We start from the raw sequence: 24,604 nt of genomic DNA, 5'->3' as shown, positions 1-24,604 counted from the left end.
CCGGACGGATCAAGGCCCCCGTGCCAGAAGCCGCTAGGCTCCCCCCGTGGCTGAGATCCAGATTCCCGCTGACATGAAGCCCGCCGACGGCCGTTTCGGCGCGGGCCCCTCCAAGGTGCGTACGGAGGCGCTGGAGGCCCTGGCCGCCACCGGCACCTCCCTCCTCGGTACGTCCCACCGCCAGGCCCCGGTCAAGAACCTGGTGGGCCGCGTGCGCGAGGGCGTCAAGGACCTCTTCTCCCTCCCCGAGGGGTACGAGGTCGTCCTCGGCAACGGCGGCTCCACCGCGTTCTGGGACGTGGCGACGCACGGCCTGATCGAGAACAAGTCGCAGCACCTGAGCTTCGGCGAGTTCTCCTCCAAGTTCGCGAAGGCGGCGAAGCTCGCCCCGTGGCTGGCCGAGCCGACCGTGATCACGAGCGACCCGGGCACGCACCCGGACCCGAAGGCGGAGGCGGGCGTCGACGTCTACGCCTTCACGCACAACGAGACCTCCACCGGCGTCGCGGCCCCTGTCAAGCGGGTCGCGGGCGCCGACACGGACTCCCTCGTCCTGGTGGACGCCACGTCCGGCGCGGGCGGCCTGCCGGTCGACATCGCCGAGACGGACGTCTACTACTTCGCCCCGCAGAAGTCGTTCGCCTCGGACGGCGGCCTGTGGATCGCCGTGTTCTCCCCGGCGGCGATCGAGCGCGCCGAGCGTGTCCACGCGTCCGGCCGCCACGTCCCGGAGTTCTTCAGCCTGCCCACGGCGATCGACAACTCCCGCAAGAACCAGACGTACAACACCCCGGCGCTCGCCACGCTGTTCCTGCTCGCCGAGCAGCTGGACTGGATGAACTCCCAGGGCGGCCTGGAGTTCACCACGGGCCGCACGGCCGCGTCCTCGCGCACGCTCTACGGCTGGGCCGAGGAGTCCAAGTACGCGACGCCGTTCGTCACGGACCAGGCCAAGCGCTCGCAGGTCATCGGCACGATCGACTTCGCGGACGAGATCGACGCGGCCGCTGTCGCGAAGTCGTTGCGCGCCAACGGCATCGTGGACACCGAGCCGTACCGCAAGCTCGGGCGCAACCAGTTGCGCGTGGCGATGTTCCCGGCGATCGACCCTGCGGATGTCGAGGCGCTGACCAAGTGCATCGACTATGTGATCGAGCGCCTCTGACGTTTCGCTGCGCGGCCGGCTGCGGGTTCGTTGTGGCTGGTCGCGCAGTTCCCCGCGCCCCTGACGGGGCGCCCCGGAACTCAGCGGCTCAGGCCCTTGAACCTCCGTACCGCCAGCGGCAGGAACACCAGCGAGATCACGATCGGCCACACCACCGCCATCAGGACCGCGTTCTGTTCCACCCAACTCGCTCCGCCCCCGCCCGGGTTGCCGAATAGCTCCCGGGTGGCCGTACCCGTCGACGAGACGGGGTTCCAGGCGGCGACGGGCGCGAGCCAGCCCGGCATCAGGGACGGCGCCACGAAGACGCTGGAGATCATCGTGAGCGGGAAGGCCACCGCGTACAGCCCGCCGGCGGCCTCCGGCGTCGGCACGACGAGGCCGAGGTAGACGCCGACCCAGATCAGGCTGAACCGCAGGAGCAGCAGGAGCGCGAAGGCGAGGGCGGTGTCGAGGAGTCCGGCGCTGGAGCGCCAGCCGATGGCGAGGGCGGTCAGCGCGAGGATGGCGAGTTCCGCGCAGGCCACGACGAGGTCGGCGACGCCACGTCCGGAGGCCACCGCCGAGGGGGCCATCGGCATGGAGCGGAAGCGGTCGATGACGCCCTTGGAGGCGTCGGTGGCGACGGCCATGGCGGTGTTCATGAAGCCGAAGGCCATGGTCATCACGAACATGCCGGGCATCAGGAACTGCTTGTAGTCGCCGTCGTTCCCGCCGCCCGGCACCTTCATGGCCTCGCCGAAGACGAAGCCGTACAGGAGTACGGAGATGATGGGGAAGCCCAGCTGCCAGGCGATGGTGACGGGCTGGCGCTGGAAGTGCGTGAGGTAGCGGCGGGTGACGTTCCAGCAGTCGGCGAGGGCCCAGAAGAGCCGTCCGCGCGAGGTGCCGTACGGCTCGGGGGCGGTGCGGGTGACGGTGACGCTCATGCCGCGGCCTCCTTCTCCAGGTGGGCAGTGGTGTCGGTGGCGTCGGCGGTGGGGTCGGACGGCTCTCCCGTGAGGCGCAGGAACACGTCGTCCAGGCTGGGCCTGCGCAGGCCGATGTCCTCGACGGCGACGCCCGCGTCCTGGAGGGTCCGCGCGACGTCGGTGAGGGCGGCGACCCGGTCGGTGACGGCGGCCTGGACGCGGCGCTCCGCGTCGATGACGAGCGGTTCGCCCGCGCTGACCCGGGTGACGGCCTTGACGGCTGCGGGCAGGTCGGCGGTCTCGCGCACCACGACGTCGAGGTGGCTGCCGCCGACCGTGTTCTTCAGGCCGTCGGGGGTGTCGTCGGCGATGGCGCGGCCCCGGTCGAGGACGGTGATGCGGGAGGCGAGCCGGTCGGCCTCCTCCAGGTACTGGGTGGTGAGCAGCACGGTCGTGCCGCGCGCCACCAGGTCGCGCACGCTGTCCCAGACCTCGAGGCGGCCGCGCGGGTCGAGTCCGGTGGTCGGCTCGTCCAGGAAGAGCACGGCGGGCGCGAGGATCATCGAGGCGGCGAGGTCGAGCCTGCGCCGCATGCCGCCGCTGTACTGACCGGCGCTCTTCTCCGCCGCGTCCGCCAAGTGGAACTGCTCCAGGAGTTCCTGGGCGCGCCGCCTGGCCCGCTTGGCGCCGAGGTGGAAGAGGCGGCCGAACATCTCCAGGTTCTGCCGTCCGCTGAGGACCTCGTCGACGGCGGCGTACTGCCCGGTCAGGCCGATGCGGCCGCGGACGAGCGCGGGTTCGCGCGCCACGTCGGCGCCGGCCACCTCGGCGCGGCCGCCGTCGAGCCGTACGAGCGTGGACAGGATGCGTACGGCGGTGGTCTTGCCCGCGCCGTTGGGGCCGAGCAGTCCGTGCACCGTGCCCTGCTCGACGTGCAGATCGAAGCCGTTCAGGGCGTACTTCTCCCCGTACCGCTTCTGGAGCCCTTCGGCTCGTACCGCGAAGCCGTTCCCGTTCATTGCCTGCGCCTCCAGGTCCCTCTGCCACGCACCTTTGAGTACGTCGTACCCAGTGGAGAGTACACCGTACTCAGTGTCATGCAAGTACACCGTACCCAATTCTTGAGTACGGCGTACCCAATTCCCTTCCGGGCGATTAGGGTGAAGCCATGACGAGCACGAGCGGCAGCGACGACCGGCGCACCGGCAGCGACATCACCCGCAGCCTGGAGCTGCTCTGGGGCGAGGGCGCGCGCCCGACGCGAGGGCCCAAGCCGGCCCTGACCCTGGACCGGATCGTCACCGAGGCGGTACGCCTCGCGGACGCCGAGGGGCTCGCGGCGGTCTCGATGCGCCGCCTCTCCACGGAGCTGGGCACGGGCACGATGTCCCTGTACCGCTACGTCCCCGGCAAGGGCGATCTGCTGGACCTGATGCTGGACCGCGTGTTCACGCCGCCGGAGGAGGAGGGCGCCTGGACCGGCGGCTGGCGCGAGGGCGTGGAGGAGTACGCGCGCGAGACCCTCGTCCTCTACCGCCGCCACCCCTGGCTGCTCCACGTCAACCAGGCCCGTCCCGTGCTCGGCCCCGGCGCGGTCGGCGGCCTGGACCGCACCCTGTCGCGCATCAAGCCGATGGGCCTGACCGACCCCGAGCTGATCGGCGTTATCGTCATGGTCGAGGGGTACGTCACCGGGGTCGCCCGCACCCAGGTGCACGAGATGGAGGCGGTGCAGAAGAGCGGCCTGTCGGACCGGGCGTTCTGGGAGGCGCAGGCACCGACCCTCGACAAGATCATGCGGAGCGGCAACTACCCGTCTCTCGCGGCGCTGTCCGAGGACGCGTTCGGCTCGGACTTCGACCACTTCGAGTTCGGGCTGCAGCGGATCCTGGACGGCCTGGACGTCCTGGTGGCCCGCCGCGAACAGAGGGCATGACCCCTCGGGCCCCGGGCGGATCTTCCGCTCAGCGCTTGCGCAGCAGCCGCTTCAGCCCGAAGAAGGCGAGCAGTACGGCCGCGACCACGACCGCGCCCTTCCCCACGCCCCCGCCGACACCGCCGGACCCGGCGCCCACGCCGTCCGAACTCCCGCTGCCGCTCGACGAGTCGCCGCCGCCCCCGCCCTTGCCGCGCACCTCCACGGGCGTGACCGCGCTCTGCGCGCCCTCGGTGCCGTACATCAAATTCGTACCGTCCAGGGTGTACGTCACCGACTCGCCCTGCCGCTGGATGGGCACGCTCAGCCGCCCCTCCCGCACCGGCTTCCTCCCCTCGCCCTTCCAGGCGAAGGAGGTCCCGCCGAAGTAGCCGCGCAGGGCCAGCTGTCCGCCGTCGGGCGAGAAGGCGCCGTCGGTCACCCACAGGTCGGTGGCGGCGATGCGCCGGAAGACGTTCGTCTTGGAGGTGGACATCTCGGCGGGCCCTTCGTAGAGGCTGCCGCCCTCCTCCTTCTTGTCGGCGATGTAGATCCGCCCGGTCTTCGGATGCACCATCAGCGCCTCCGCGTCCCGCGCGCCGTCCGCGTACTTCACGACGTACTGCGTGGCGCGGACGGTCTGGTCCTTCAGCGTCTTCGGCTCGGGCAGCTTGTAGATCCACACGTGCGGCCAGGTGCCGCCGCGGTTGTCGCCGATGTCGCCGACGTAGAGATCGCCGTCGGCGCCGACCGAGATCGCCTCCACGTCACGGGGCACGCCGACGCCGGTCATGGTGACGGTGGCGACCGTCTTGCCGGTCCTGGAGTCGACGGCGTACAGGAAGGCACCTTTGTCCTGGTCGTTGTGCGTCCAGTAGACGCCGGGGTGGGCGCGGGACGCGGCCAGGCCGCTGGACTCGACGATCCGCGGGTCCTTGATGGTGAACCCTTCGTGGTCGTCGGCCACGGCGGGCGTGGTGGTCCCCGCCACGCTCAGGAGCAGCACGGCACCGGCGAGGGCGGAAGGAACAGCCCGAAGGACACAGGGAACAGCCCGAAGCGAACGCATGGACCCAAGCGTGCCACCCGCGCGGCCGTGCGGGGTGCTCAGCCTCACATCGCAGGTGGTGGCGGTGATCCGCCATGATGTGCGGATGCTCAGGTTCATGTTCGTCGGCGACTCGATGACGATCGGAAGCGCCGGGGAACACACCTGGCGCTACCGGATGTGGCGGCACCTGCGCGACAGCCTGGGCGCCGGGGGCGTCGCCGTGGTGGGCCCGCGCACCGCCCTCTACGACAAGGCGGCGGGAGAGCCCCTCTCCCACGACTACGCCGACGCGCCCCCCGACTTCCCCCGCCACCACCTCGCGGGGTGGGGCGAGGGCTGGCTGCACATGGCGCCCCGGATCACCGGCGCGCTGGCCCGCGACGAGGCGGACGTCCTCCTCATCTCCCTCGGCCTGATCGACCTCGGCTTCTACACGAACGCGGAGCAGACCGCGGCGAACGTCCGGACCTTCGTCGCCGGGGCCCGCGCGGCGAACCCGCGCGTCCGGATGGTCATGCTGCCGGTGATCCCGAACGTCCGGGCCGAGTCGGACGCCCCGTTCGCCGCCGAGGTCGCGCGCTTCAACGACCTCCTCGCGAAGACGGCCGCGGACCTGGACACGAGCCGCTCCCCGCTGCTCCTGGCCTCGTCACCACCGTCGTACGACATCCACACCGACACCTACGACGGTACGCACCCGAACGCGAGCGGCGAACACAAGCTGGCGGGGGCCTTCGCGGAGGCGATGGCGCAGGCGTGGGGCATCGGGGGCCCCTACGCGCAGACACTCATGCAGCCCACCGGCTGACCGCGAACTTCCCGTCCCGCCTTCGGACTTGGGCGGCACCCGCCCCGCGGAAGTGCGCGGGCACGACCAGCTCCCGTTCGTCGGCGGCCCGCCCGAGGACGCGGACCCGGGTCTCGGCGGCTTCGCGCGGGTCGGCGCAGAGGCAGCTGCTGTGGCCGGGTTCGAGGATCTGCACGGGGGTGTGCAGGAGGTCGCCGACGAAGACGGCCCGGTCGGTACCCGAGGCGAGCCGCAGGACGGACGAGCCGGGGGTGTGGCCGGGGGCGGCCTCCAGGGTGAGGTGGGCGTCGACGCGGTGGGTGCCGCTCCACAGCAGCGTCCGCCCCGCCCTGTCCACGGGCGCGACGCTGTCCGCGAAGACCGGGTCGCGGCTCTCCTCGTCGGCGCCGCGCGGGCCGAAGTGGGCGTGGTCGGCGGCCGGCATGAGGTAGGTGGCGTTGGGAAAGGTGGGCACCCAGCCGTCCCCGCTCTCCCGGGTGTTCCAACCGACGTGGTCGCCGTGCAGGTGGGTGTTGACGACGACATCGACGTCCTCGGGACGCACTCCGGCGGCGGCGAGGCGGGCCAGGAAGTCGGTGTCGAGGTTCGCGAAGTGCGGGGCGTCCGGCCGTACGCGCCCGTTGCCGACCCCGGTGTCGACGAGGACGACCTTGCCCTCGCTGCGCAGCACCCAGGTCTGTACGGCGGCCACGACCCGGCCGCTGTCCGGGTCCCAGAAGTCGGGCGCGAGCCAGCCCTCGTTCTCGCGCCACACCTCCTCCGAGACCCCGGGCACGAGATCGGTGGCAGGGAGGAAGGGGGCCTCCAGCTCCACGACGCGACGGACTTCGACGTCGCCCAACACCATGGGTTCATCAACGAGTTCAACCATGATCGAACCGTAAGGCGGGCTAGGTGAGCGTCTCAATGCCTGTTCAGCTCGCCTGAATACGCGTACGCCTCACCGCGGCTCCCTTACTCTCCCCCCATGGACGTAGTGAGCGACGCGATCGCGGCCGCGCGGATCGGGCGGCCGGACGCCCACCGCGTCAGGGTGTCCGGCTCGTGGTGCTGCCGGCTCCCCGCGTACGACGGGGTGGGGTTCCACGTGGTCCTGGAGGGCGGTTGCTGGCTGCTGCCGGACGACGGCGGCGCCCCCTGCACGCTCGCGGCGGGCGACGCGGTGCTGCTGCCGCGCGGGGCGGGGCATGTGCTCGCGGACTCCCCCGCGGACGCCCGCACGGTCGAACGGGCCATCCCCTTCGAACACTGGCGGACCACGAACGCCGACCCGATGTCCGCACACCCCGCCGCTCCCGCCGCCGAGTTGCTCTGCGGCAAGTACCGCTTCGACCGAGGCGGTCACGCCCACCCGCTGCTGGCCGAGCTCCCGGAGACCGTGCACCTGCGCGGCAGCGCCGGACACCACCCGGAGCTGCGGGCGGCGATCGACCTGCTCGGCCGCGAGACGGGCGCGGCGCGCCCCGGCACGGACGTAGCCGTCCCCGGCCTCCTGGATCTGCTCCTGGTCTACATGGTCCGGGCGTGGACGACGGACCACACGTCGGGCTCGGGCTGGCCCGCCGCCCTTGCCGACCCGGTGGTGGCCACAGCCCTGCGTCTCCTCCACGACGCCCCGGAGGCCCCCTGGACCAACGAGGCCCTCGCCTCCCGCACGGGCGTCTCCCGCGCCACCCTCACCCGCCGCTTCACGGCCCTGGTGGGCCGCGCCCCGATGACGTACCTCACCTGGTGGCGCATGACCCGAGCGGCCACGCTCCTGCGCGACACGACGCACTCCCTGGAGACGGTGGCCCGCCTGGTGGGCTACGGCTCGCCGTACGCGCTGTCCCACGCGTTCACACGGACGTTCGGGACGACGCCGGGGCGGTACCGGTACGGCACAGGTTTACAGGCCGATACACCGCTCGTTTGACGCGCCCCGCGCGGGCTGGGGGCCACTCTGATGACCGGCCGCGAGGAGACAGCGGCCGATCATCCACCCGCACCTCACGGAACAGGACGCATCCATGAAGCGCATTCTGATCGGAGCCCTCGCCGCCGCCGCCCTGGCGGGGGCGGGCCTGACCACCGCGGGCGGACCGGCGGCCGCCCACGCGCCCCGCCCGACCGCGGACCAGCCCGCGAAGTCGAAGGCCGCGGCGCTGCCATCGTGCACCACGTACAAGCCGTACCGGGGGCTGTACGTGTTCTCGACCGCGGGCGGCTCGGTGGACTGCCTGCTGGGCAAGGGGAACCAGAGCAAGGCCGTGCGGCAGTTGCAGCACACCATGAAGTACTGCAGCCGGTATCAGCGCGACATCGGCGTGGACGGCATCTTCGGCCCGGGGACCGAGTCGGCGCTCAAGTGGGTGCAGAGGAAGGAGGGCGTGACCGCCGACGGCGTCTACGGCCCGAACACCCGCAAGAAGATGTACTTCATGGTGGTCGACGGCCCGGGCAACTGCCAGCGCCTGGGCGTGTGAGCGCGTGCCGGTCCCCGGGGTCGCGCGGCCGTCTCACCGTGCCAGGGTTCGCACCGCCTCATGCAGCGACTCCCCCTCCACGAACGGCACTTCCTCCGTCGGCCGGGACCTCCAGTCCAGCGGCCAGGTGTAGCCGTCCAGCGCGGGTACCCCGACGTACGCGAGGCTGCCCGCGCCCCGGCTCAGGGCCCGCACCCCGACCGGCCATACGTACGGTTCCGCCGCCCGCGCGGGCAGCAGGAAGTAGAAGCAACGCCCGCCCGTCGCCTCGCGGATGATCGGGCCCGCGCGGAAGTCCGTGAACTGCATCAGGTCGTACGCGACCTGCTCGCCCAGCGCGCCGCCGATCCGTACGGCGTCGAAATGGATGCCCGCGTGCCGCAGCGCGTGGCCCGCCGTCGGGATCCAGTCGTGGACCCTGAGTGATGAGGTTTCCGAGTTCATGCACCAGATGCTTCCGGACGCTCACATACTGTGACCAGGGCTGCGCAAGGTACGTGCGGGGCCGTGCACTTGGGGAGGACGTTGTGCACTCCGGTGAACGAGGTTCGGAGTCGTTCGGCGCGCTGCTGCGGTTCTACCGCGAGCGGGCCGGGATGACACAGGAGGCGCTGGGCACGCATGTTCAGTACTCCAAGTCGCAGGTGGCGATGGTGGAGCGGGGCGAGCGGGCGCCCAAGGGGAAGCTGGTCGAGATCGCGGACGAGGTTCTGGGTGCACAGGGTGCACTTGTTCTTCTCGCGGAGAAGGAGTTTTCGAAGAGCGGGCTCCGGCTATGGACCGAGGACTTCCTGGAACACGAGAAGGTGGCGATGTCCATCCACTCGTACCAGGACCACGTGGTGCCAGGGCTGTTGCAGACCAAGAACTACGCACGAGCTGTGTTCAACTGCGTCTACCCGCCTCTGGACGACGACGAGATCGACGATCGGGTGGCGAATCGGCTGGCGCGGCAAGACCTTCTCGCGCGCAAGCCCATCGCCGTTCTCCACTTCATCGTGGAGCACAGCGCCCTGACCCGCCCGTTGGGCGGCACTGCCGTACTCAAGGAGCAGCTACGGAGCATGGTTGAGCTCGGAGAGCTTCGGAACGTCACCATTCAAGTCATGCCGCACGACAGGCAGGCCCACGCCGGACTCATGGGGCCCATGATCCTGCTGGAGACGACCGAGCGACGACAGTTCGCCTACATCGAAGGACACAAGGGCGGCTACTTCGTCACCGAGCAGCCCGATTTGGGCAACCTGCAAGCCAAGTACGGAACCCTCCGCACCCAAGCACTCACCCCTGAGGACTCCGCGCAACTTATCGAGAAGACGGCATGCGAACTGTGAACACCGGAGTGACTTGGTTCAAGAGCAGCTACAGCGTCGGCGAAGGCGAATGCCTGGAGATAGCCGCCACCCCCACCACCATCCACATCCGCGACTCAAAGAACTCCCCCGAGACCGGCCCCACCCTCCAGGTGGCCCCCACCACCTGGACCACCTTCCTGACCCACGCAGCAACAACCTGAAGGGCGGACTGACCCACCCGCCCGCTCACGCCGCCCGCGTCAGCCGGTTCGCCAGCGTCGACATCGTGTACGTACCGATGCCGAGGACGACTTCGAGGGCGTTCCGCTCGGTGTAGCCGTGGGAGAGGAACGTCTTCACGTCGTCGTCGCCGACGCCGCCCGCCGTGGCCAGCACGGTCAGCGTGAACCGCCGTACCGCTTCGAGCCGTTCGTCGGGCAGCTCCCGCTGCTCACGCAGGGCCGCCACCAGTTCCGCCCCCGCGCCCAGCTTGCGCAGCTTGCCGGTGTGCAGAGCAACGCACACGTGGCAGTCGTTGCGCGTCGCGACCGTCATGATGACGGCCTCGCGGGCCACGGGGTCCAGGGTCGTACGTTCGAAGGCCGCGCTCAACTCCAGGAAGCCGTTGAGGAGTTCCGGGGACTCGGCGAGGCGGGCGACGGCGTTCGGGAGCTGCCCGAAGGCCCGGGTCACCCGCTCCATCGCGGGGCGGGACTCGGCCGGCGCGGTCTCCACGGTGTGCTCGGTGAACATGACGTACCCCCTACTATCGACAACATGGTTGACGATGAGAAGGTAAAACAGGTTGACGGTCGGCGCAAGGGAGAGAGCGAGAGGGAAGGCAGGGGGTACGAGCTGCCCCTCCTCCTCTTCGGCGGCTTCCGCACCCTCATCGACCGCCTGCACACCGAACTCGCCCACCAGGGCCACCCCGACCTCCGCCCCGCCCACGGCTTCGCCATGCAGGCCATCGGGGCGGCGGGCGCCACCGCCAGCGAGGTCGGCCGCCGCCTCGGCGTCTCCAAGCAGGCCGCGGGCAAGACCGTCGACCGCCTCGTCGCCCTCGGCTACGCGGCCCGCACCGACGACCCCGCCGACGCCCGCCGTAAACTCGTCCGCCTCACCCCGCACGGCATCGACGCGCTGCGCCGCTCGGCGGTCATCTTCGACGAGCTGCGGGCGGAGTGGGCGGAGCGGATCGGCGTACGGCGCCTGGACGCCCTTCAGGACGACCTGTCCGCCGTCGTCCCACCGGAGGCGTTCCGGCTCGACGCGGCGGGCTGGCTGGGCGGGGCGTGACCTTGTCTCCGTGCGTATCGTTGTACTGCGCGGCCGCACTCGACCGAGGGCGGCCGGGGAGGAGCGCCACGATGACTCTTGTGGACGACAGGATCAAGATGGCCGACGACAACACCAAGCGCTTGGACGAAATGTTCGAGACGCTTGAGCGGGGGCCCTTCCTCGAGGGATACAAGATCGACATCATCGAGGGGATCGTCTACATGACGCCGCAGCGGGCCAACCACTGGGACATCATTCTGGGCATTCTCGAGCAGCTGAGGCCCAAGTATCCGCGTCGGCGCCTGCTCTCCGATGTCCGCATCGACTACCCCGGCGAGCTCAATGCCTTCTGCAGTGACGTGGCACTGGTTGCCGAGAAGGCCGAACGTACGAAGCAAGGCGGCTTCCTGTGCGAGGACATCGAGTTCGTCGCCGAAGTCATCTCCCGGGGCACAGGCCCGAACGACTACGGCCCCAAGAAGACCGGGTATGCCACCGCCGAAGTCGCCGTTTACCTCATCGTCGATCCCTACCAGGGAAAGTGCCACGCCTACACCCAGCCCAAGGACGGCGACTACCGCGTCGAGACGACCGTCGACTTCGGCGAAGTGATCGACCTGACCCACACCTTCCTCGGCCTCACCCTCGACAGCTCCGACTTCTCCCGCGACTGATCCCCTTCCCGGCAAGGGCCTTGCCTAGAGCCCACTCCACCCCGTTGGCTAAGACCCCATGAAGTACACGCAGCTGGGACGCACAGGGCTCAAAGTCAGCCGGCTCACGCTCGGCACCATGAACTTCGGGCCGTTCACCAATGAACCCGACAGCCACTCGCTCATGGACACCGCTCTCGACGCGGGCGTCAACTACTTCGACACCGCCAACGCGTACGGCCAGGGCGCCGGCAAGGGCCGTACCGAGGAGATCATCGGCACCTGGTTCACCCAGGGCGGCGAGCGGCGCGACAAGGTCGTGCTCGCCACCAAGGTGTACGGGAACATGACCGCCGACGGCGAGTCCGTCTGGCCCAACCACGACCGGCTCTCCGCGCTCAACATCCGCCGCGCCGTCGAGGCGTCGCTGAAGCGGCTCCAGACCGACTACATCGACATCTACCAGTTCCACCACATCGACCGGCGCACGCCGTTCGAGGAGATCTGGCAGGCGATCGACGTACTGGTCCAGCAGGGGAAGATCCTCTACGCCGGGTCCTCCAACTTCCCCGGCTACAAGATCGCCCAGGCCAACGAGACCGCGCGGCGGCGCGGCAGCTACGGCCTCGTCAGCGAGCAGTGCCTGTACAACCTCGCCGTGCGCGACGCCGAGATGGAGGTCATCCCGGCGTCCCAGGACTACGGCGTCGGCGTCATCCCCTGGTCGCCGCTGCACGGCGGCCTGCTCGGCGGCGCGCTGAAGAAGGCCGACGGCGCGCGCCGCAGCGGCGGGCGGGCCGCCGCCGAGCTGGCCAAGCCGGAGGTCCGCGCGAGGGTCCAGGCGTACGAGGACTTGGTCGACAAGCACGGCCTCGAGCCCGGCGAGGTCGCCCTGGCCTGGCTGCTGACGCGGCCCGGCGTCACCGCGCCGATCGTCGGCCCGCGCACCGCGGAGCAGCTCGCGTCCGCGCTGCGCGCCGTCGAGCTTGAGCTGTCCCAGGAGCTTCTCGACTCCCTGGACGAGATCTTCCCCGGGCCCGGCCCGTCACCGGAGTCCTTCGCCTGGTAGCCGTGGCCCCGGCAAGGGACACGCTGGGTACGCGGCGTACGCGGGGCGGCCCGCGGTCGGCTAACCGCCGAGCGCGGCCGCCACCGCCACCACGACGAACATCATCACGAGCACACCGGCCATGATCCGGTTTCTGGTCTTCGGGTCCACACCGTCGAGGTTAACCGGCCGCGCCCCGCTCCCGGGAACCGCCTCCCAGTGGCCAGCGTCCGACCACCTCGTAGCGCGGCCGCTCCCCCGGCACGCCGCTCCTCGGCAGGTCGCTGCGTACGAGTGTCAGCTCGTCCACCGTCCAGGGCGCGCCCGCGAAGGAGGCGAGCGCGTCGGCGTACGGCCGGAGGCCGGTCTCCCCGCCGCCGCGCGCCAGCGTCAGATGCGGGCGGTAGGGCCGGTGCTCCTCTCTCGGGAGGCCCGCCTTGCGCGCCGCCGCCTCCGCCCGCTGGGCGAGGAGCCGCAGCACGGCCACGTCGCCCGCGACGCCCGTCCACAGCACCCGGTCACCGAAGTGTCCGCCGCCGCGCAGGGCGAGGGAGAAGGGGGGCGTGCGGTGCGCGGCGCGCTCCAGGCGGGCGGTGAGGTCCGGCACGGTCGCCTCCGGCACCTCCGCCATGAACGCCAGCGTGAAGTGCCAGCTGTCCGGGCCCGCCCAGCGCAGGGCGTCGGCGCCGGGCAGCCCCCGTAGCCCGGCCATGGCGGCAGCCAGCGCGCGAACCACGGAGTCCGGCGGCAGAACCGCCGCGAACAGTCTCATGGACAGAGTCTCCCCGCGTCGGAGGGAGGAGGGGACGCCCAACGCGCCACGCCCGCCGCCCGGCCGGGCTACGCCGCGGTCGTCAGCTCCCGTTCCCTCGGCACGAACCGCACATGCCGCCGGCCTCGGCGCAGGTCCACCTTCAGGCGCAGGTTCGCGGCGCGCGCCAGCATCAGGCCGACGCCGACCGCGGCGATCGCGCAGACCAGGCCGCCGACGGCCATGCTGATCCGGACGCCGTACGCGTCGGCGAGCCAGCCGAAGAGGGGGCCGCCCAGCGGCGTACCACCGGTGAAGACCATCATGAACAGCGACATGACGCGGCCCCGCATCTCGGCATCCGTGGCCATCTGGACCGAGGAGTTCGCGGTGACGTTCACCGTCAGGCCGAGGATGCCGATCGGCACGATCAGCGCGACGAACATCCACAGCTCTGGCGCGAACGCCGCCGCCATCTGAAGGACGCCGAAGGCGATCGCCGCCCCGGCCAGCAGCCGCAGCCGCGACGTGCCGCGGCGGGCCGCGAGGAGCGCGCCGGCCAGCGAGCCGATGGCCATCAGGGTGTTGAACAGCCCGTACATCCCCACGCCGCCGTGGAAGATGTCGTCCGCGAAGGCGCTCAGCCAGATCGGGAAGTTGAAGCCGAAGGTGCCGATGAAGCCGACGAGGACGATCGGCCAGATCAGCTCGGGGTGCTTGGAGACGTACGTGAGGCCCTCGCGCAGCTGGCCCTTGCCGCGCGGCTTGCGCGGGGTGGGGTGCAGTTCGCCGGTCCGCATCAGGAGCAGGCCGGTGAGCGGCGCGAGGAAGGACAGGCCGTTGGCGAGGAACGCCCAGCCCGGTCCGACGGCCGCGGTCAGGGCGCTCGCCACGGCGGGGCCGATGAGGCGGGCGGACTGGAAGTTCGCGGAGTTCAGCGAGACGGCGTTGCGGACCTGGTCGGGGCCGACCATCTCGGAGACGAAGGACTGCCGCGTCGGGTTGTCGACGACGGTGACGAGGCCGGTGAAGAAGGCCGCGACGTAGACGTGCCAGACCTGGACGTTGCCGGTGAGCGTGAGCGCGGCGAGGAAGAGCCCGCTGATGCTCATCGCGCCCTGGGTGCAGAAGAGGAGGTTCCGCTTGGCGAAGCGGTCGGCGATGACGCCGCCGTAGAGGCCGAAGAGCAGCATCGGCAGGAACTGCATGGCCGTGGTGATGCCGACGGCCGCGGAGGACCCGGTGAGGCTGAGCACCAGCCAGTCCTGGGTGATGCGGGCCATCCAGGTGCCGGTGTTGGAGACGACGGCTCCGGTCGCGAAGAGCCGGTAGTTGCGTATCTTCAGCGAGCTGAACATGGACGACTTGTGGGTGCGGTCGGGCTTGTCGAGGGCGGTCGGTGCGGGGGCGGAGTCTGCTCCGGATCCCGTACTCAAAGTGCGTTCGCCTCCTTTGGGCGTACGAAGGGTCATTTCCTCCGGGGTACGAGGACCGGTCCTCCGGTGTACGGGGCCCGGTCCTCCGGCGTACGAGGACCGGGTGGCGCTACAGGTGGGCGAGCTTCTCCAGGACGGGAGCGGCGGCACGCAGCCGTGCCCACTCGTCCTCGTCGAGATGCTCGGTCAGCCCGGCCAGCCAGGCGTTCCGCTTGCGGCGGCTCTCTTCGAGCATGGCCTCGGCGGTCTCGGTCTGGGTGACCACCTTCTGGCGGCGGTCCTCGGGGTGCGGCTCAAGGCGGACCAGGCTCTTGGCCTCCAGCAGCGCGACGATGCGGGTCATCGACGGCGGCTGCACATGCTCCTTGCGGGCGAGCTCGCCCGGAGTGGCGCTGCCGCAGCGGGCAAGGGTGCCGAGCACCGACATTTCGGTGGGGCTCAGCGACTCGTCGACACGCTGGTGCTTGAGTCGACGGGACAGGCGCATCACAGCGGAGCGCAAGGCGTTCACGGCGGCGGCGTCGTCGCCATGGGAGAGGTCCGGCATGTTCGTTAGAGTAACTCATTACCCTGACTAAGGACCACTCGGTTCACACGACCGGGTCCGGACGCGCGCACGCCCCGCGCCCCCCGAAGGGGCACGGGGCGTGTGCGATCGGCGCCGACGGGCCCGCGGATCACCAGGCGCCCTACGTCAGGTTCAGCGCCGGCATCAGGTAGTAGAAGGCGAACACCGCCGACACCGCGTACATCGCGGCCGGCACCTCGCGGCCGCGCCCGGCGGCGAGCCGCAGCACGGTGAAGGTGATGAAGCCCATGCCGATGCCGTTCGTGATCGAGTACGTGAACGGCATCATCAGCATCGTCACGAACGCGGGGATCGCGATCGTGGGGTCGCCCCAGTCGATCTGCCGGATGGAGCCGGACAGGATCAGGAAGCCCACCGCGAGCAGCGCGGGCGTGGCCGCCTGGGACGGGACCATCGTGGCGAGCGGCGTGAGGAACAGCGCGACGGCGAAGAGGCCGCCGGTGACGACGTTCGCGAGGCCGGTGCGCGCCCCCTCGCCGACGCCCGCCGTGGACTCCACGAAGCAGGTGGTGGCCGAGGAGGACGAGGCGCCGCCCGCGGCGACCGCGATGCCGTCGACGAAGAGCACCTTGTTGATGCCGGGCATGTTGCCGTTGGCGTCGGTCAGCTTGGCCTCGTCGCCGATGCCCATGATCGTGCCCATCGCGTCGAAGAAGCACGAAAGCAGCACGGTGAAGACGAAGAGGACGCCCGTCAGGACGCCGACCTTCTCGAAGCCGCCGAACAGGCTGATCTCGCCGACGAGCCCGAAGTCCGGCGTCGATACGGGGTTGCCCGGCCACTCCGGGCTGGTCAGCCCCCAGCTGGGCACCTTGGCCACGGAGTTGACGATCATCGCGACGATCGTCATGACGACGATGCTGATGAGGATGGCGCCCGGCACCTTGCGCACCATCAGCGCCAGCGTGAGCAGCACGCCGAGCACGAAGATCAGGACCGGCCAGCCGTTGAGGTGTCCGTCGCCGCCGAGCTGGAGCGGGACGGTGGTGTGCGCGGCGTCCGGCATGCGCGAGACGAAGCCGGAGTCGACGAGGCCGATCAGCATGATGAACAGGCCGATGCCGATCGCGATGCCCTTGCGCAGGCCGAGCGGCACGGCGCTCATCACACGTTCCCGCAGGCCGGTGGCGACGAGCAGCATCACGACGAAGCCCGCGAGGACGACCATGCCCATGGCGTCGGGCCACGACATGCGGGGCGCGAGCTGGAGGGCGACGACGGTGTTCACGCCGAGGCCCGCGGCGAGCGCGATCGGGACGTTGCCGATGACGCCCATGAGGAGCGTGGTGAAGGCGGCGGTGAGCACGGTCGCGGTGACCAGCTGCTTGTTGTCGAGCTGGTGTCCGTACATGTCCTTCGCGCTGCCCAGGATGATCGGGTTCAGCACGATGATGTAGGCCATCGCGAAGAAGGTGGCGAAGCCGCCCCGGACCTCCCTGACCAGGGTCGAGCCCCGCTCCGTGATCTTGAAGTACCCGTCGAGGCCACCCTGCGGAGGCTGCGGGGACTCTTTACTGGCGTCGACCGGGGCACTGGCCGAGGGGGACATGGAGAACCTCGTGACTTGTATATTCGTACGAAAGTAACCGGCCATTCATAAGCCGTTTCAGTATGAATACATGAAGCCGAAATCGCTATCTCCGCGCGTAGACCCTTGCGCCACAAGGGCTGTACCGCCCGCCGCCCAAGGCCCGGGGGCCGGGCATAAGCTGTACGCATGGCGAAGTGGACCCCCAAGCACGAGGCGCCGGAGCCCCTTGAGGGCCCCGTGGTCGCCACCATCACCGGCGGCACGATCCTCTGGTTCGTCCTCTTCGTGGCCCAGCTGCCCTTCTACGGCTGGTTCGACGACCGCGACACGACCTGGTGGGTGTGGACCTGCCTGGCCGGCGGCGGGCTCGGCCTCATCGGCATCTGGTACGTACGGGTGCGCGACGCCGCGATCAAGAGGTCGAAGGTCACCACGCAGCCGCGGTAAGTCCCTACGGCCACGGCAGCCCGTACGACCACAGGACCCCCACGCGACCGCGCGCCTCCTACCGTGGTCGGATCTTTGGGGCATTCAAGGGGTGAAGCCCCATCACCACCCTTACCGTCGAATGCATGACGCATATCGACGCGGGCGCCGAACTCGACCCGGTCCACCCGGTGCCGCCCCCCGCGGCGCGGTCCACGGGGCTGAGCGCAGCCGAGGTCGCCGAGCGGGTCGCCCGCGGCGAGGTCAACGACGTACCGGTGCGCAGCTCCCGCTCCCTCGGCGAGATCATCCGGGCCAACGTCTTCACCCGTTTCAACGCGATCATCGGTGTGCTCTGGGTGATCATGCTCTTCGTGGCGCCGATCCAGGACAGCCTCTTCGGCTTCGTGATCGTCGCCAACACCGGGATCGGCATCATCCAGGAGTGGCGCGCCAAGAAGACCCTGGACTCCCTCGCCGTCATCGGCGAGGCCAAGCCGACCGTGCGGCGCGACGGCAGGGCCGCCGAGATCTCCACCTCCGAGATCGTCCTCGGCGACCTGGTGGAGCTGGGCCCCGGCGACAAGATCCCGGTGGACGGCGAGGCCGTCGAGACCGACAGCCTGGAGATCGACGAGTCGCTGCTCACCGGCGAGGCGGACCCCGTCGTCAAGAAGCCCGGCGACCAGATGATGTCGGGCTCGTTCGTCGTCGCGGGCGGCGGCGCGTTCACCGCCACCAAGGTCGGCCACGAGGCGTACGCCGCGCAGCTCGCCGAGGAGGCCTCGCGCTTCACCCTCGTCCACTCCGAGCTGCGCTCCGGCATCTCCACGATCCTCAAGTACGTCACGTGGCTGATGGTGCCGACCTCCATCGGCCTGATCATCTCCCAGCTCGTCGTCAAGGACGACGACTTCAAGGAGTCCGTCGCGTACACGGTCGGCGGGATCGTCCCCATGATCCCGGAGGGTCTTGTGCTCCTCACCTCGGTCGCCTTCGCGATCGGCGTGATCCGGCTCGGCCGCCAGCAGTGCCTCGTACAGGAACTCCCGGCGATCGAGGGCCTCGCGCGCGTCGACACGGTCTGCCTGGACAAGACCGGCACCCTCACCGAGGGCGGCATGGACGTCACCGAGCTGCGCACCCTGAACGGCGGCGACGAGACGTACGTACGCAAGGTCCTCGGCGCCCTCGGCGAATCCGACCCGCGGCCGAACGCCTCGCTCCAGGCGATCATCGACGCCTACCCGGACAGCGAGGAGTGGCGCTGCACGGAGTCCCTGCCCTTCTCCTCGGCCCGCAAGTACAGCGGCGCCTCGTTCAGCGAGGGCGACGGCACCACGTCGGCCTGGCTGCTCGGCGCGCCCGACGTGCTGCTGCCCGAGGGCGACCCGTCCCTCACCGAGATCGAGGAGCTGAACCAGCAGGGCCTGCGCGTCCTGCTCCTCGCCCGCGCGGCCGGCGACCTCGACGCCCCGGACGTGGCGGCCTCGGCGCGGGCCACCGCCCTGGTCGTCCTGGAGCAGCGGCTGCGCCCCGACGCCGCCGACACCCTGCGCTACTTCGAGGAGCAGGACGTCGCCGCCAAGGTCATCTCCGGTGACAACGCGGTCTCGGTGAGCGCGGTCGCGGGCAAGCTGGGGCTGCCCGGCGCCGCGAACACCGTCGACGCGCGGCGGCTGCCCGCCGAGCAGGGCGAGATGGCGCGGGAGCTGGAGGACAACGCGGTCTTCGGGCGGGTCACCCCGCAGCAGAAGCGGGACATGGTGGGCGCCCTCCAGTCACGCGGTCACACGGTCGCGATGACGGGCGACGGCGTGAACGACGTACTGGCCCTGAAGGACGCCGACATCGGCGTCTCGATGGGCTCGGGCTCGGAGGCCACGCGGGCCGTGGCCCAGATCGTGCTGCTCAACAACAGCTTCGCGACGCTGCCGTCCGTGGTCGCCGAGGGCCGCCGCGTCATCGGCAACATCACGCGCGTCGCCACGCTGTTCCTGGTCAAGACCGTCTACTCGGTGATCCTCGCGCTGCTCGTGGTCTGCTCGCAGGTCGAGTACCTGTTCCTGCCGCGCCACCTGACGCTGCTGTCCACCCTCACGATCGGTGTCCCGGCGTTCTTCCTGGCGCTGGCCCCCAACAAGGAGCGCGCGCAGCCGCACTTCGTCCGCAGGGTCATGCGGTACGCGATCCCGGGCGGCGTCATCGCGGGCGGCGCCACCTTCGCGACGTACCTCCTGGCCCGCCACCACTACGAGGGCGCGGGCGCGCGGGAAGCCGAGACCAGCGCGGCGACCCTGGCGCTGTTCCTGATCGCCATGTGGGTGCTCGCCATCATCGCCCGCCCCTACACGTGGTGGCGGATCGGCCTCATCGGCGCGATGGGTCTCGGCTTCCTGCTCGTGCTGACCGTGCCCTGGCTCCAGGACTTCTTCCAGCTGAAGCTGGAGGGCACGACGATGCCGTGGGCGGCGGTCGCGATCGCGGCGGTGGCCTCACTGGCCATCGAGGTCATCTACCGCTGGGTGGACCGCCGCGTTCCGGCGTAGTGCCGGACGTCTACCGAACGTCGACGAAGTCGCCGGCCGACTTCGCGGCCGGGGTGGTGGAGGTGCCACCGAAGGTGTAGCGGTAGTAGCCGTCGGCCGAGGCCTTGACGGTGGTCTTCAGGGCGCCCTTGGAGCCGGACTTCACCGACTTGACGGCGGTGTAGGTGCTGGCGCCCTTCTTCTTGAACTCAAGCTTCACGGACTGGCCGGTGTAGCCCGCGTACTTGTGGGTCTCCCAGTCGGCGCGGGTCAGGGCGCCGGTGACCGTGAGGATCTTGCCCTTCTTGACCGGCTCCGGGGAGGCGTTGGTGGTGAGCTTGGCGGCGCGCTGGACGCGGGCGTCCGAGGCCAGCGTGTCCCTGGAGACGAAGTCGCCGTCCTTGCCGCCCGCGGTGGCCGCGACGTGCCACTCGCCGGCCAGGAGGTTGGTGCGGAAGGCCTTCGGGTCGGCGACGATCGAGACCGTGCAGACAGAGGTGGTCGCGTTCACGTCCGTGCACTTGCCGTCGAGGTCGTCCGACATCATCCTGCCGTCGATGCCGGTCTCGCTGTCGAGGTCCGTGCCGTGCCACAGGAAGGCGGTGGCGTCGTGAACGCCCGTCGGGTCCGTCGCGGTGACGGCGATCGTGAACTTCTTCTTCCCGGTGGTGCCGAGCACGAGGTCCTTGCCGCCGTTGACGGTGACCTTCGTGATCTCGGTGTCGCCCTCGGTCACCTCGGTCGGACCCTTGGCGGCGGCCTGGGCGGCCGGGAGAGCGAGTGCGGACAGAGCCAGGGCGCCGGACAGTACGGCCACGGTGGCACGGATGCGCATGTGTTTTCCCAGGCGGAGAAGGGGACCCCGCGGTGCGTTGCCGTCATGCGAGGACCGAGTGATCTAGGAGTCTGTTGACCCGCGAGATCAGACCCGCGCCAGGGGCGAACGGTTGTACGGCGGAAGCAGAAAATGTGACCGGGTTACAGAATGCCCGGTTCCGCCCCGTTCGACAGGGCTGAACCGGGCATTCCGATCTCCGGGCCATCCCGGGCGACCCCGGGCGACCCCGGGCGTCAGTCGAACCAACGATCCCGCGCCAGCTCCGCCGTCCGCGAGGGATCCTCGAGCAGCGCCGCCACCTCGAAGCGGCGCGGCCACTGCCCGGCCGCCCAGGCGAGCCCCGCCGCCACACCCTCCAGGGTCGCCGCGTGCACGGTGCCGTCCGCGGTGCGGCGCCAGTCCAGCTCCACGCCGCCCGCGACCAGCTCGTCGTGTTCGACGTACGTCCGTGGGGTCGCCGCGCCCAGCAGGGTCCGCACCGGTCCGGGCACCGCCCGCTCGACGCCCTCCGTCGTGGGCTCCACGGCCGCCGTCTCGCTGAGCCTGCGCACCTGGAACAGCTCCGCCAGATCGGCGGCCTTGCGCGGCTCGACGGGCAGCAGCGCCACACCACCGGCCAGCGGCAGCAGATCGGGGGCGTCGGCGACCACCGCGTCCGCCGCGTCGACCACCACGACCTCGCCGTCCACCACCGCGCGCAGCTCCTCGGGGAGCGTCACCTGCTCCGGGTCGAGATCGGCAAGCGCGCCGTAAAGGGCGTGCAGCTGAGCGGCGGAAACGGTCCGCTGCGGGTCCGCGAGCCGGTCGAGGAGTTCGGCCGCGCCGCCCGGCTCCTCAAGGAGGGTGGCGACGGACGTGCGTACGCCGAGAGCCCGCAGCACCTGCTCGTCGCCGAACCCGGACGCGTCCGCCGCGTCGTACAGCCCCACCAGAAGCGGATCGCCGCCCTCCGCGCGCAGTCCGGCGGGACGGCGGCCGTCGAGGACCGGGTGGCCGCGCAGCCACCACGCCGTGTACGAACGGACCGTCTGCGTCGTACCGTCCGGCAGCAGCACCCTCAGCGGCTGCGTCAGCGCGTCCCGCAGCGGCGGGCGCGAGAGCATCGCCAGGGCCTGCGGCCAGCGGTCGTCGTCGACCAGGTCCAGATCCCGTACGGCGACGATCTCCGTGGCGACCGGCGGCACCGGGGTGTCCGGCAGCCGGTCGAGCAGGTCCTCGCACCACACGTCCACCGCGTCCAGGAGCCCGGCGTCGTCGGGCTCGGCGAAGTCGCCGTCCCGGGGCTCCAGTTCGTCCGGATCGAGGACGACATCGGTGGCGCGTACGAGCGTGAAGCCGGCCAGCACACCACAGGCGGCCAGCGGCTGCTCACCCCAGCGGTCGGCCAACTCCTGCTCGGCGAGCGCCAGTTCCTCGTCCCGCATGACGTCGGCGAAGGCGCTGCCCGGCAGGACAAGATCACCGGCGGGGGCCGGCTCGCCGTCCTCGTCGGGCAGGGCGAGGGCGGCGAGCCACGGCTCGTCGCCCGGCGCGAGATTCGCGTCCCGCACCAGCGCCAGGACGACGTCCGCCAACTCCTCGGCGTCCAGGGCCTCCTCGTCCCACGTGTCGTCGTCGAGAGAGGCGGCGACCGCCGCGCGCACCTGCGGCGTGGTCAGGACGGCGCGGGGCGTGGCCGGGAGCGCGCCGAGCTTTTCGAGCAGCGGGTGGGCGGCGTCCGGGTGGGCGACCTTCAGGCCGAGGCGGGCCAGGGAGGCGGGGTCGCGCTCGTCGCCGGGCGCGGGGAGCAGCACCTGCCGGGGCCCGATCGTCGTACGGCCGTCGGCGAGCGGCACCGGCAGACCGGTGAGCCGGTCGGGGTCGATCCCGGCGAGCGCGTCGTACAGCCGCCGCCACCAGCCGGGATCCCGCTCAAGACCGGCGAGGCGGTCGATCGCCTCGGCCAGCGGGACGCGGGCGACACCGAGCGTACGCAGCTCGGCGCGGCGTTCGAGCCCCGCGGGAAGCAGACTGGGCAGCACCTCCGCGAGGACCCGGACCGTGTCCGAACCGGCGCCCTCCACGACCTCCGCGTCCCGGGGCCGCAGCGTCTCGGGCAGCTCGTCCTCGTCCTCGCCCCGGGGCAGGGCGGGCGGCAGGAAGGCGGCACGCGGCAGCCGCTCCAGGATGGCCTGGCGCAGGCCGCCGTCGAGCTCGCTCCTGCCGAGCGGACCGGGCACCAGGCCGATGATCTCCTCGCTCACCGGCCGCCACTCGGTGAGCAGTTCGACGTACGCGTCCGCCGCCCGCTGCACGAGGAAGTCGGTCAGCGGCCCGGGAGCGGCGTGCCGCCGGGCGGTGTCCAGCGGGAACGACGCGATGAGCAGCGCAGGTACGCCCAGCGGCTCGTCGCTCGGCGTCGGCGCGTGCACGACGGGGGTGGTGCGGGGCCGCTCCGGGGCGCCGGTGCTGTCCGCGGGCACGGCCCAGGTGACGGACCAGTGCGGACGCAGCCGCTCCTCGACGGGCCGGTCCTTCAGGAGGGCGGCGTCAAGGGAGCCTTGCCGACTCACGGTGCGCCAGCACGTCCTACCGTCCCGGCTGTCCTCGATGACGGTGTACGGGGCTTCGGTGCGGCGCCGCAGGGTGCGGGCGACGCCGTCCGGCGTCTCGATGCACACTTCGTCCAACCCCGGGAGGGCGAGGAGCAGCGTGTCGTCGACCTCGTCGAGCAGCCGGGCGACGAGGTCCTCCGCGGCGGGGTCGCGCAGCGGCAGGATGACGACGGTGTCGTACCCCTCAGGGGCGCTGCCCTCGGCGGCGAGGGGCAGGCGCAGGAGCGGCACGTGCCCGTCCCGCCGCCGGATCTCGTCACCGAGACCCGGGCTGAAGCGGGCGGTCTCCGCGGCCAGCTCCCGCGCCTCGGTCAGCGACCAGCGGACGCCACCGGTCCGCCCGACGACGGCGGGCTCGTCGCTGACGGCGAGCACGGCGGCGAACCCGACGCCGAACCGGCCCACGCTCTGGCCCTGCCGGGCCTCCTGTGCCTGGGTCTCCTCCCGCTTCGCGGAGGCGCGGAGGGTCGACAGGGACTCGACCCCGGCGGCGTCGAGCGGCGCGCCCCGGTTCGCCGCGGCGAGGACGCCGTCGCGCAGCGTCAACGCGAGCCGCCCCGGGACGCCCGCGCGGGCGGCGGCGTCGGAGGCGTTCTGGGCCAGCTCGACGACCAGGCGGTCGCGGTAGCCGCCGAGGGCGAGGTCTTCCTCGGCGTTGGCGTCCTCACGGAAGCGGGCCGGGGCCGCCGCCCACGCGTCGAGGACTCCGCGGCGGAGGCGGGCGGTACCGAAGGGATCCGTACCTTCGGCCGCCGGCCGCACGGGCTTGCTCACGGTCGTCTCTCTCCTCTGCGGTTGCGCTGCGGTTGCGCTGCGCTGGGCTGGGGCGGTTGGGCTGCGTGGGGCTGGGCGGCGTCTCCGGCGTCGGTGGTGTGCTCTGTGTGCCCTGTGAGGGCGACAGGTAGGCGGAGCTGCGGCTTTGCCCCTCCACTGTGGGGTGGGGTTGCTCTGGGGGCGAACCGTACCGTGTCCTGGCGGGGGCGCCTCGGGGGCGGGGGCGGGCGCCACGAGGTCACCGCTCTCGGCCCGCCCGTTCACCCCGCGCTGCGGGACGCCCCCTCTTCACCGCGCCGCGGCGGGTCTCCCACCCGCCCGCCCGTTCACCCGGCGTTCCAAGGTGCCCGCCCTCCACCGCTCCGCGGCGGCTCTCCACCCACCCGCCCGTTTGCCCGGCGATGAAAAGGGCGGGTGGGTGGGGATTACGCCGCGAAGCGGCGACGCGGGGGTGTTCAAGGCGCCGGATACGAGCACCCGGGCCACCGGAAGCGCAGAGCCGCGTCGGCGGGGGCCCGTCCGAGGAGCAGATACGGCACCGCGGT

The 24,604-nt window shown here is 71.1% G+C and carries 24 protein-coding genes; 12 read left to right on the top strand and 12 right to left on the bottom strand.

Translation table 11 applies throughout. The annotated features are described in order from the left end of the window. Positions 1 to 46: 46 nt before the first annotated feature. Entirely contained in the window at positions 47 to 1,165 is a 1,119-nt protein-coding gene (gene serC / locus ACWDZ7_RS28380) for a phosphoserine transaminase (protein ID WP_451800839.1), read from the top strand. 80 nt (positions 1,166 to 1,245) lie between these two features. On the opposite strand, the gene ACWDZ7_RS28375 is transcribed toward serC, so the two are convergent. Both ACWDZ7_RS28375 and ACWDZ7_RS28370 read right to left on the bottom strand, forming a co-directional pair. After that, positions 1,246 to 2,094 carry an ABC transporter permease gene (locus tag ACWDZ7_RS28375; protein WP_451800838.1) on the bottom strand — a complete coding sequence of 283 codons (849 nt, stop codon included), beginning with the start codon at positions 2,092 to 2,094 and terminating at the stop codon, positions 1,246 to 1,248. Next, positions 2,091 to 3,095 (bottom strand): ATP-binding cassette domain-containing protein, encoded by a 1,005-nt coding sequence (locus tag ACWDZ7_RS28370; protein WP_451800837.1) that lies wholly within the window; start codon positions 3,093 to 3,095, stop codon positions 2,091 to 2,093. Before ACWDZ7_RS28370 ends, ACWDZ7_RS28375 begins: the two co-directional genes overlap by 4 nt. Before the next feature lie 149 nt (positions 3,096 to 3,244). On the opposite strand from ACWDZ7_RS28370, the gene ACWDZ7_RS28365 reads away from it, so the two are divergent. Then, the gene (locus ACWDZ7_RS28365; RefSeq protein ID WP_451800836.1) at positions 3,245 to 4,012 is read left to right on the top strand and encodes a TetR/AcrR family transcriptional regulator; all 768 of its coding nucleotides are present in this window, start codon (positions 3,245 to 3,247) and stop codon (positions 4,010 to 4,012) included. Positions 4,013 to 4,040: 28 nt separating this feature from the next. Here ACWDZ7_RS28365 and ACWDZ7_RS28360 read toward each other — a convergent pair whose 3' ends face one another. After that, the gene (locus ACWDZ7_RS28360; RefSeq protein WP_451800834.1) at positions 4,041 to 5,060 is read right to left on the bottom strand and encodes a WD40 repeat domain-containing protein; all 1,020 of its coding nucleotides are present in this window, start codon (positions 5,058 to 5,060) and stop codon (positions 4,041 to 4,043) included. An 85-nt stretch (positions 5,061 to 5,145) separates the two neighbouring features. Here ACWDZ7_RS28360 and ACWDZ7_RS28355 point away from each other — a divergent pair, with 85 nt between their 5' ends. Next, a complete protein-coding gene (locus ACWDZ7_RS28355) occupies positions 5,146 to 5,850 on the top strand; it encodes a GDSL-type esterase/lipase family protein (RefSeq protein ID WP_451800832.1) in 705 nt (234 codons plus the stop codon). Here the strand turns inward: ACWDZ7_RS28355 and ACWDZ7_RS28350 are convergent. After that, on the bottom strand, positions 5,831 to 6,721 hold the full coding sequence (locus tag ACWDZ7_RS28350; RefSeq protein ID WP_451800831.1) for an MBL fold metallo-hydrolase: 891 nt from the start codon (positions 6,719 to 6,721) through the stop codon (positions 5,831 to 5,833). The genes ACWDZ7_RS28355 and ACWDZ7_RS28350 overlap by 20 nt on opposite strands. A 96-nt stretch (positions 6,722 to 6,817) precedes the next feature. On the opposite strand from ACWDZ7_RS28350, the gene ACWDZ7_RS28345 reads away from it, so the two are divergent. Both ACWDZ7_RS28345 and ACWDZ7_RS28340 read left to right on the top strand, forming a co-directional pair. Beyond that, the gene (locus ACWDZ7_RS28345; protein ID WP_451800829.1) at positions 6,818 to 7,765 is read left to right on the top strand and encodes an AraC family transcriptional regulator; all 948 of its coding nucleotides are present in this window, start codon (positions 6,818 to 6,820) and stop codon (positions 7,763 to 7,765) included. Positions 7,766 to 7,859: 94 nt separating this feature from the next. Beyond that, entirely contained in the window at positions 7,860 to 8,315 is a 456-nt protein-coding gene (locus ACWDZ7_RS28340; protein ID WP_451800828.1) for a peptidoglycan-binding domain-containing protein, read from the top strand. Positions 8,316 to 8,348: 33 nt separating this feature from the next. Here the strand turns inward: ACWDZ7_RS28340 and ACWDZ7_RS28335 are convergent, their stop codons facing one another. Beyond that, positions 8,349 to 8,759: a hypothetical protein gene (locus tag ACWDZ7_RS28335; protein WP_451800826.1), complete on the bottom strand. Its 411-nt coding sequence runs from the start codon at positions 8,757 to 8,759 to the stop codon at positions 8,349 to 8,351. 83 nt (positions 8,760 to 8,842) lie between these two features. On the opposite strand from ACWDZ7_RS28335, the gene ACWDZ7_RS28330 reads away from it, so the two are divergent. Beyond that, a complete protein-coding gene (locus ACWDZ7_RS28330; RefSeq protein WP_451800824.1) occupies positions 8,843 to 9,649 on the top strand; it encodes a helix-turn-helix domain-containing protein in 807 nt (268 codons plus the stop codon). Further along, positions 9,637 to 9,831, top strand: coding sequence for a DUF397 domain-containing protein (locus ACWDZ7_RS28325; protein WP_451800823.1), 195 nt, complete (start codon positions 9,637 to 9,639; stop codon positions 9,829 to 9,831). The genes ACWDZ7_RS28330 and ACWDZ7_RS28325 overlap by 13 nt, the downstream gene beginning before the upstream one ends. Before the next feature lie 25 nt (positions 9,832 to 9,856). Here ACWDZ7_RS28325 and ACWDZ7_RS28320 read toward each other — a convergent pair whose 3' ends face one another. Continuing rightward, entirely contained in the window at positions 9,857 to 10,363 is a 507-nt protein-coding gene (locus ACWDZ7_RS28320; protein ID WP_451800822.1) for a carboxymuconolactone decarboxylase family protein, read from the bottom strand. 24 nt (positions 10,364 to 10,387) lie between these two features. Between ACWDZ7_RS28320 and ACWDZ7_RS28315 the strand changes: the two genes are divergently transcribed. From ACWDZ7_RS28315 to ACWDZ7_RS28305, 3 genes are all read left to right on the top strand, one after another. Beyond that, the gene (locus ACWDZ7_RS28315) at positions 10,388 to 10,909 is read left to right on the top strand and encodes a MarR family winged helix-turn-helix transcriptional regulator (protein WP_451800820.1); all 522 of its coding nucleotides are present in this window, start codon (positions 10,388 to 10,390) and stop codon (positions 10,907 to 10,909) included. Positions 10,910 to 10,980: 71 nt separating this feature from the next. Beyond that, the gene (locus ACWDZ7_RS28310) at positions 10,981 to 11,565 is read left to right on the top strand and encodes a Uma2 family endonuclease (protein ID WP_451800819.1); all 585 of its coding nucleotides are present in this window, start codon (positions 10,981 to 10,983) and stop codon (positions 11,563 to 11,565) included. 58 nt (positions 11,566 to 11,623) lie between these two features. Further along, a complete protein-coding gene (locus ACWDZ7_RS28305) occupies positions 11,624 to 12,613 on the top strand; it encodes an aldo/keto reductase (protein ID WP_451800817.1) in 990 nt (329 codons plus the stop codon). Between the two features lie 160 nt (positions 12,614 to 12,773). Here the strand turns inward: ACWDZ7_RS28305 and thpR are convergent, their stop codons facing one another. The 4 genes from thpR to ACWDZ7_RS28285 all read right to left on the bottom strand — a co-directional run bounded on the left by thpR (position 12,774) and on the right by ACWDZ7_RS28285 (position 16,917). Continuing rightward, a complete protein-coding gene (thpR, locus tag ACWDZ7_RS28300; protein WP_451800816.1) occupies positions 12,774 to 13,364 on the bottom strand; it encodes an RNA 2',3'-cyclic phosphodiesterase in 591 nt (196 codons plus the stop codon). Between the two features lie 68 nt (positions 13,365 to 13,432). Then, positions 13,433 to 14,779 (bottom strand): MFS transporter, encoded by a 1,347-nt coding sequence (locus ACWDZ7_RS28295; protein ID WP_451800814.1) that lies wholly within the window; start codon positions 14,777 to 14,779, stop codon positions 13,433 to 13,435. A gap of 109 nt (positions 14,780 to 14,888) precedes the next feature. Further along, positions 14,889 to 15,326 carry a MarR family winged helix-turn-helix transcriptional regulator gene (locus tag ACWDZ7_RS28290; protein WP_451518741.1) on the bottom strand — a complete coding sequence of 146 codons (438 nt, stop codon included), beginning with the start codon at positions 15,324 to 15,326 and terminating at the stop codon, positions 14,889 to 14,891. Between the two features lie 142 nt (positions 15,327 to 15,468). Continuing rightward, a complete protein-coding gene (locus tag ACWDZ7_RS28285) occupies positions 15,469 to 16,917 on the bottom strand; it encodes an NCS2 family permease (protein ID WP_451800813.1) in 1,449 nt (482 codons plus the stop codon). Positions 16,918 to 17,085: 168 nt separating this feature from the next. Between ACWDZ7_RS28285 and ACWDZ7_RS28280 the strand changes: the two genes are divergently transcribed. Both ACWDZ7_RS28280 and ACWDZ7_RS28275 read left to right on the top strand, forming a co-directional pair. Next, entirely contained in the window at positions 17,086 to 17,346 is a 261-nt protein-coding gene (locus ACWDZ7_RS28280; RefSeq protein WP_451800811.1) for a DUF2530 domain-containing protein, read from the top strand. 125 nt (positions 17,347 to 17,471) lie between these two features. Beyond that, entirely contained in the window at positions 17,472 to 19,874 is a 2,403-nt protein-coding gene (locus ACWDZ7_RS28275; protein WP_451800809.1) for an HAD-IC family P-type ATPase, read from the top strand. Between the two features lie 10 nt (positions 19,875 to 19,884). On the opposite strand, the gene ACWDZ7_RS28270 is transcribed toward ACWDZ7_RS28275, so the two are convergent. Together ACWDZ7_RS28270 and ACWDZ7_RS28265 are read right to left on the bottom strand one after the other, a co-directional pair. Then, positions 19,885 to 20,688, bottom strand: a complete 804-nt coding sequence (locus tag ACWDZ7_RS28270; protein ID WP_451800808.1) for a DUF5707 domain-containing protein — start codon at positions 20,686 to 20,688, stop codon at positions 19,885 to 19,887. 236 nt (positions 20,689 to 20,924) lie between these two features. Further along, on the bottom strand, positions 20,925 to 24,059 hold the full coding sequence (locus ACWDZ7_RS28265) for a sacsin N-terminal ATP-binding-like domain-containing protein (RefSeq protein WP_451800806.1): 3,135 nt from the start codon (positions 24,057 to 24,059) through the stop codon (positions 20,925 to 20,927). Between the last annotated feature and the right edge of the window lie 545 nt (positions 24,060 to 24,604).

It is taken from the genome of Streptomyces sp. NPDC003032 (assembly GCF_053591415.1).
This window is presented reverse-complemented; position numbering and strand designations above follow the sequence as displayed.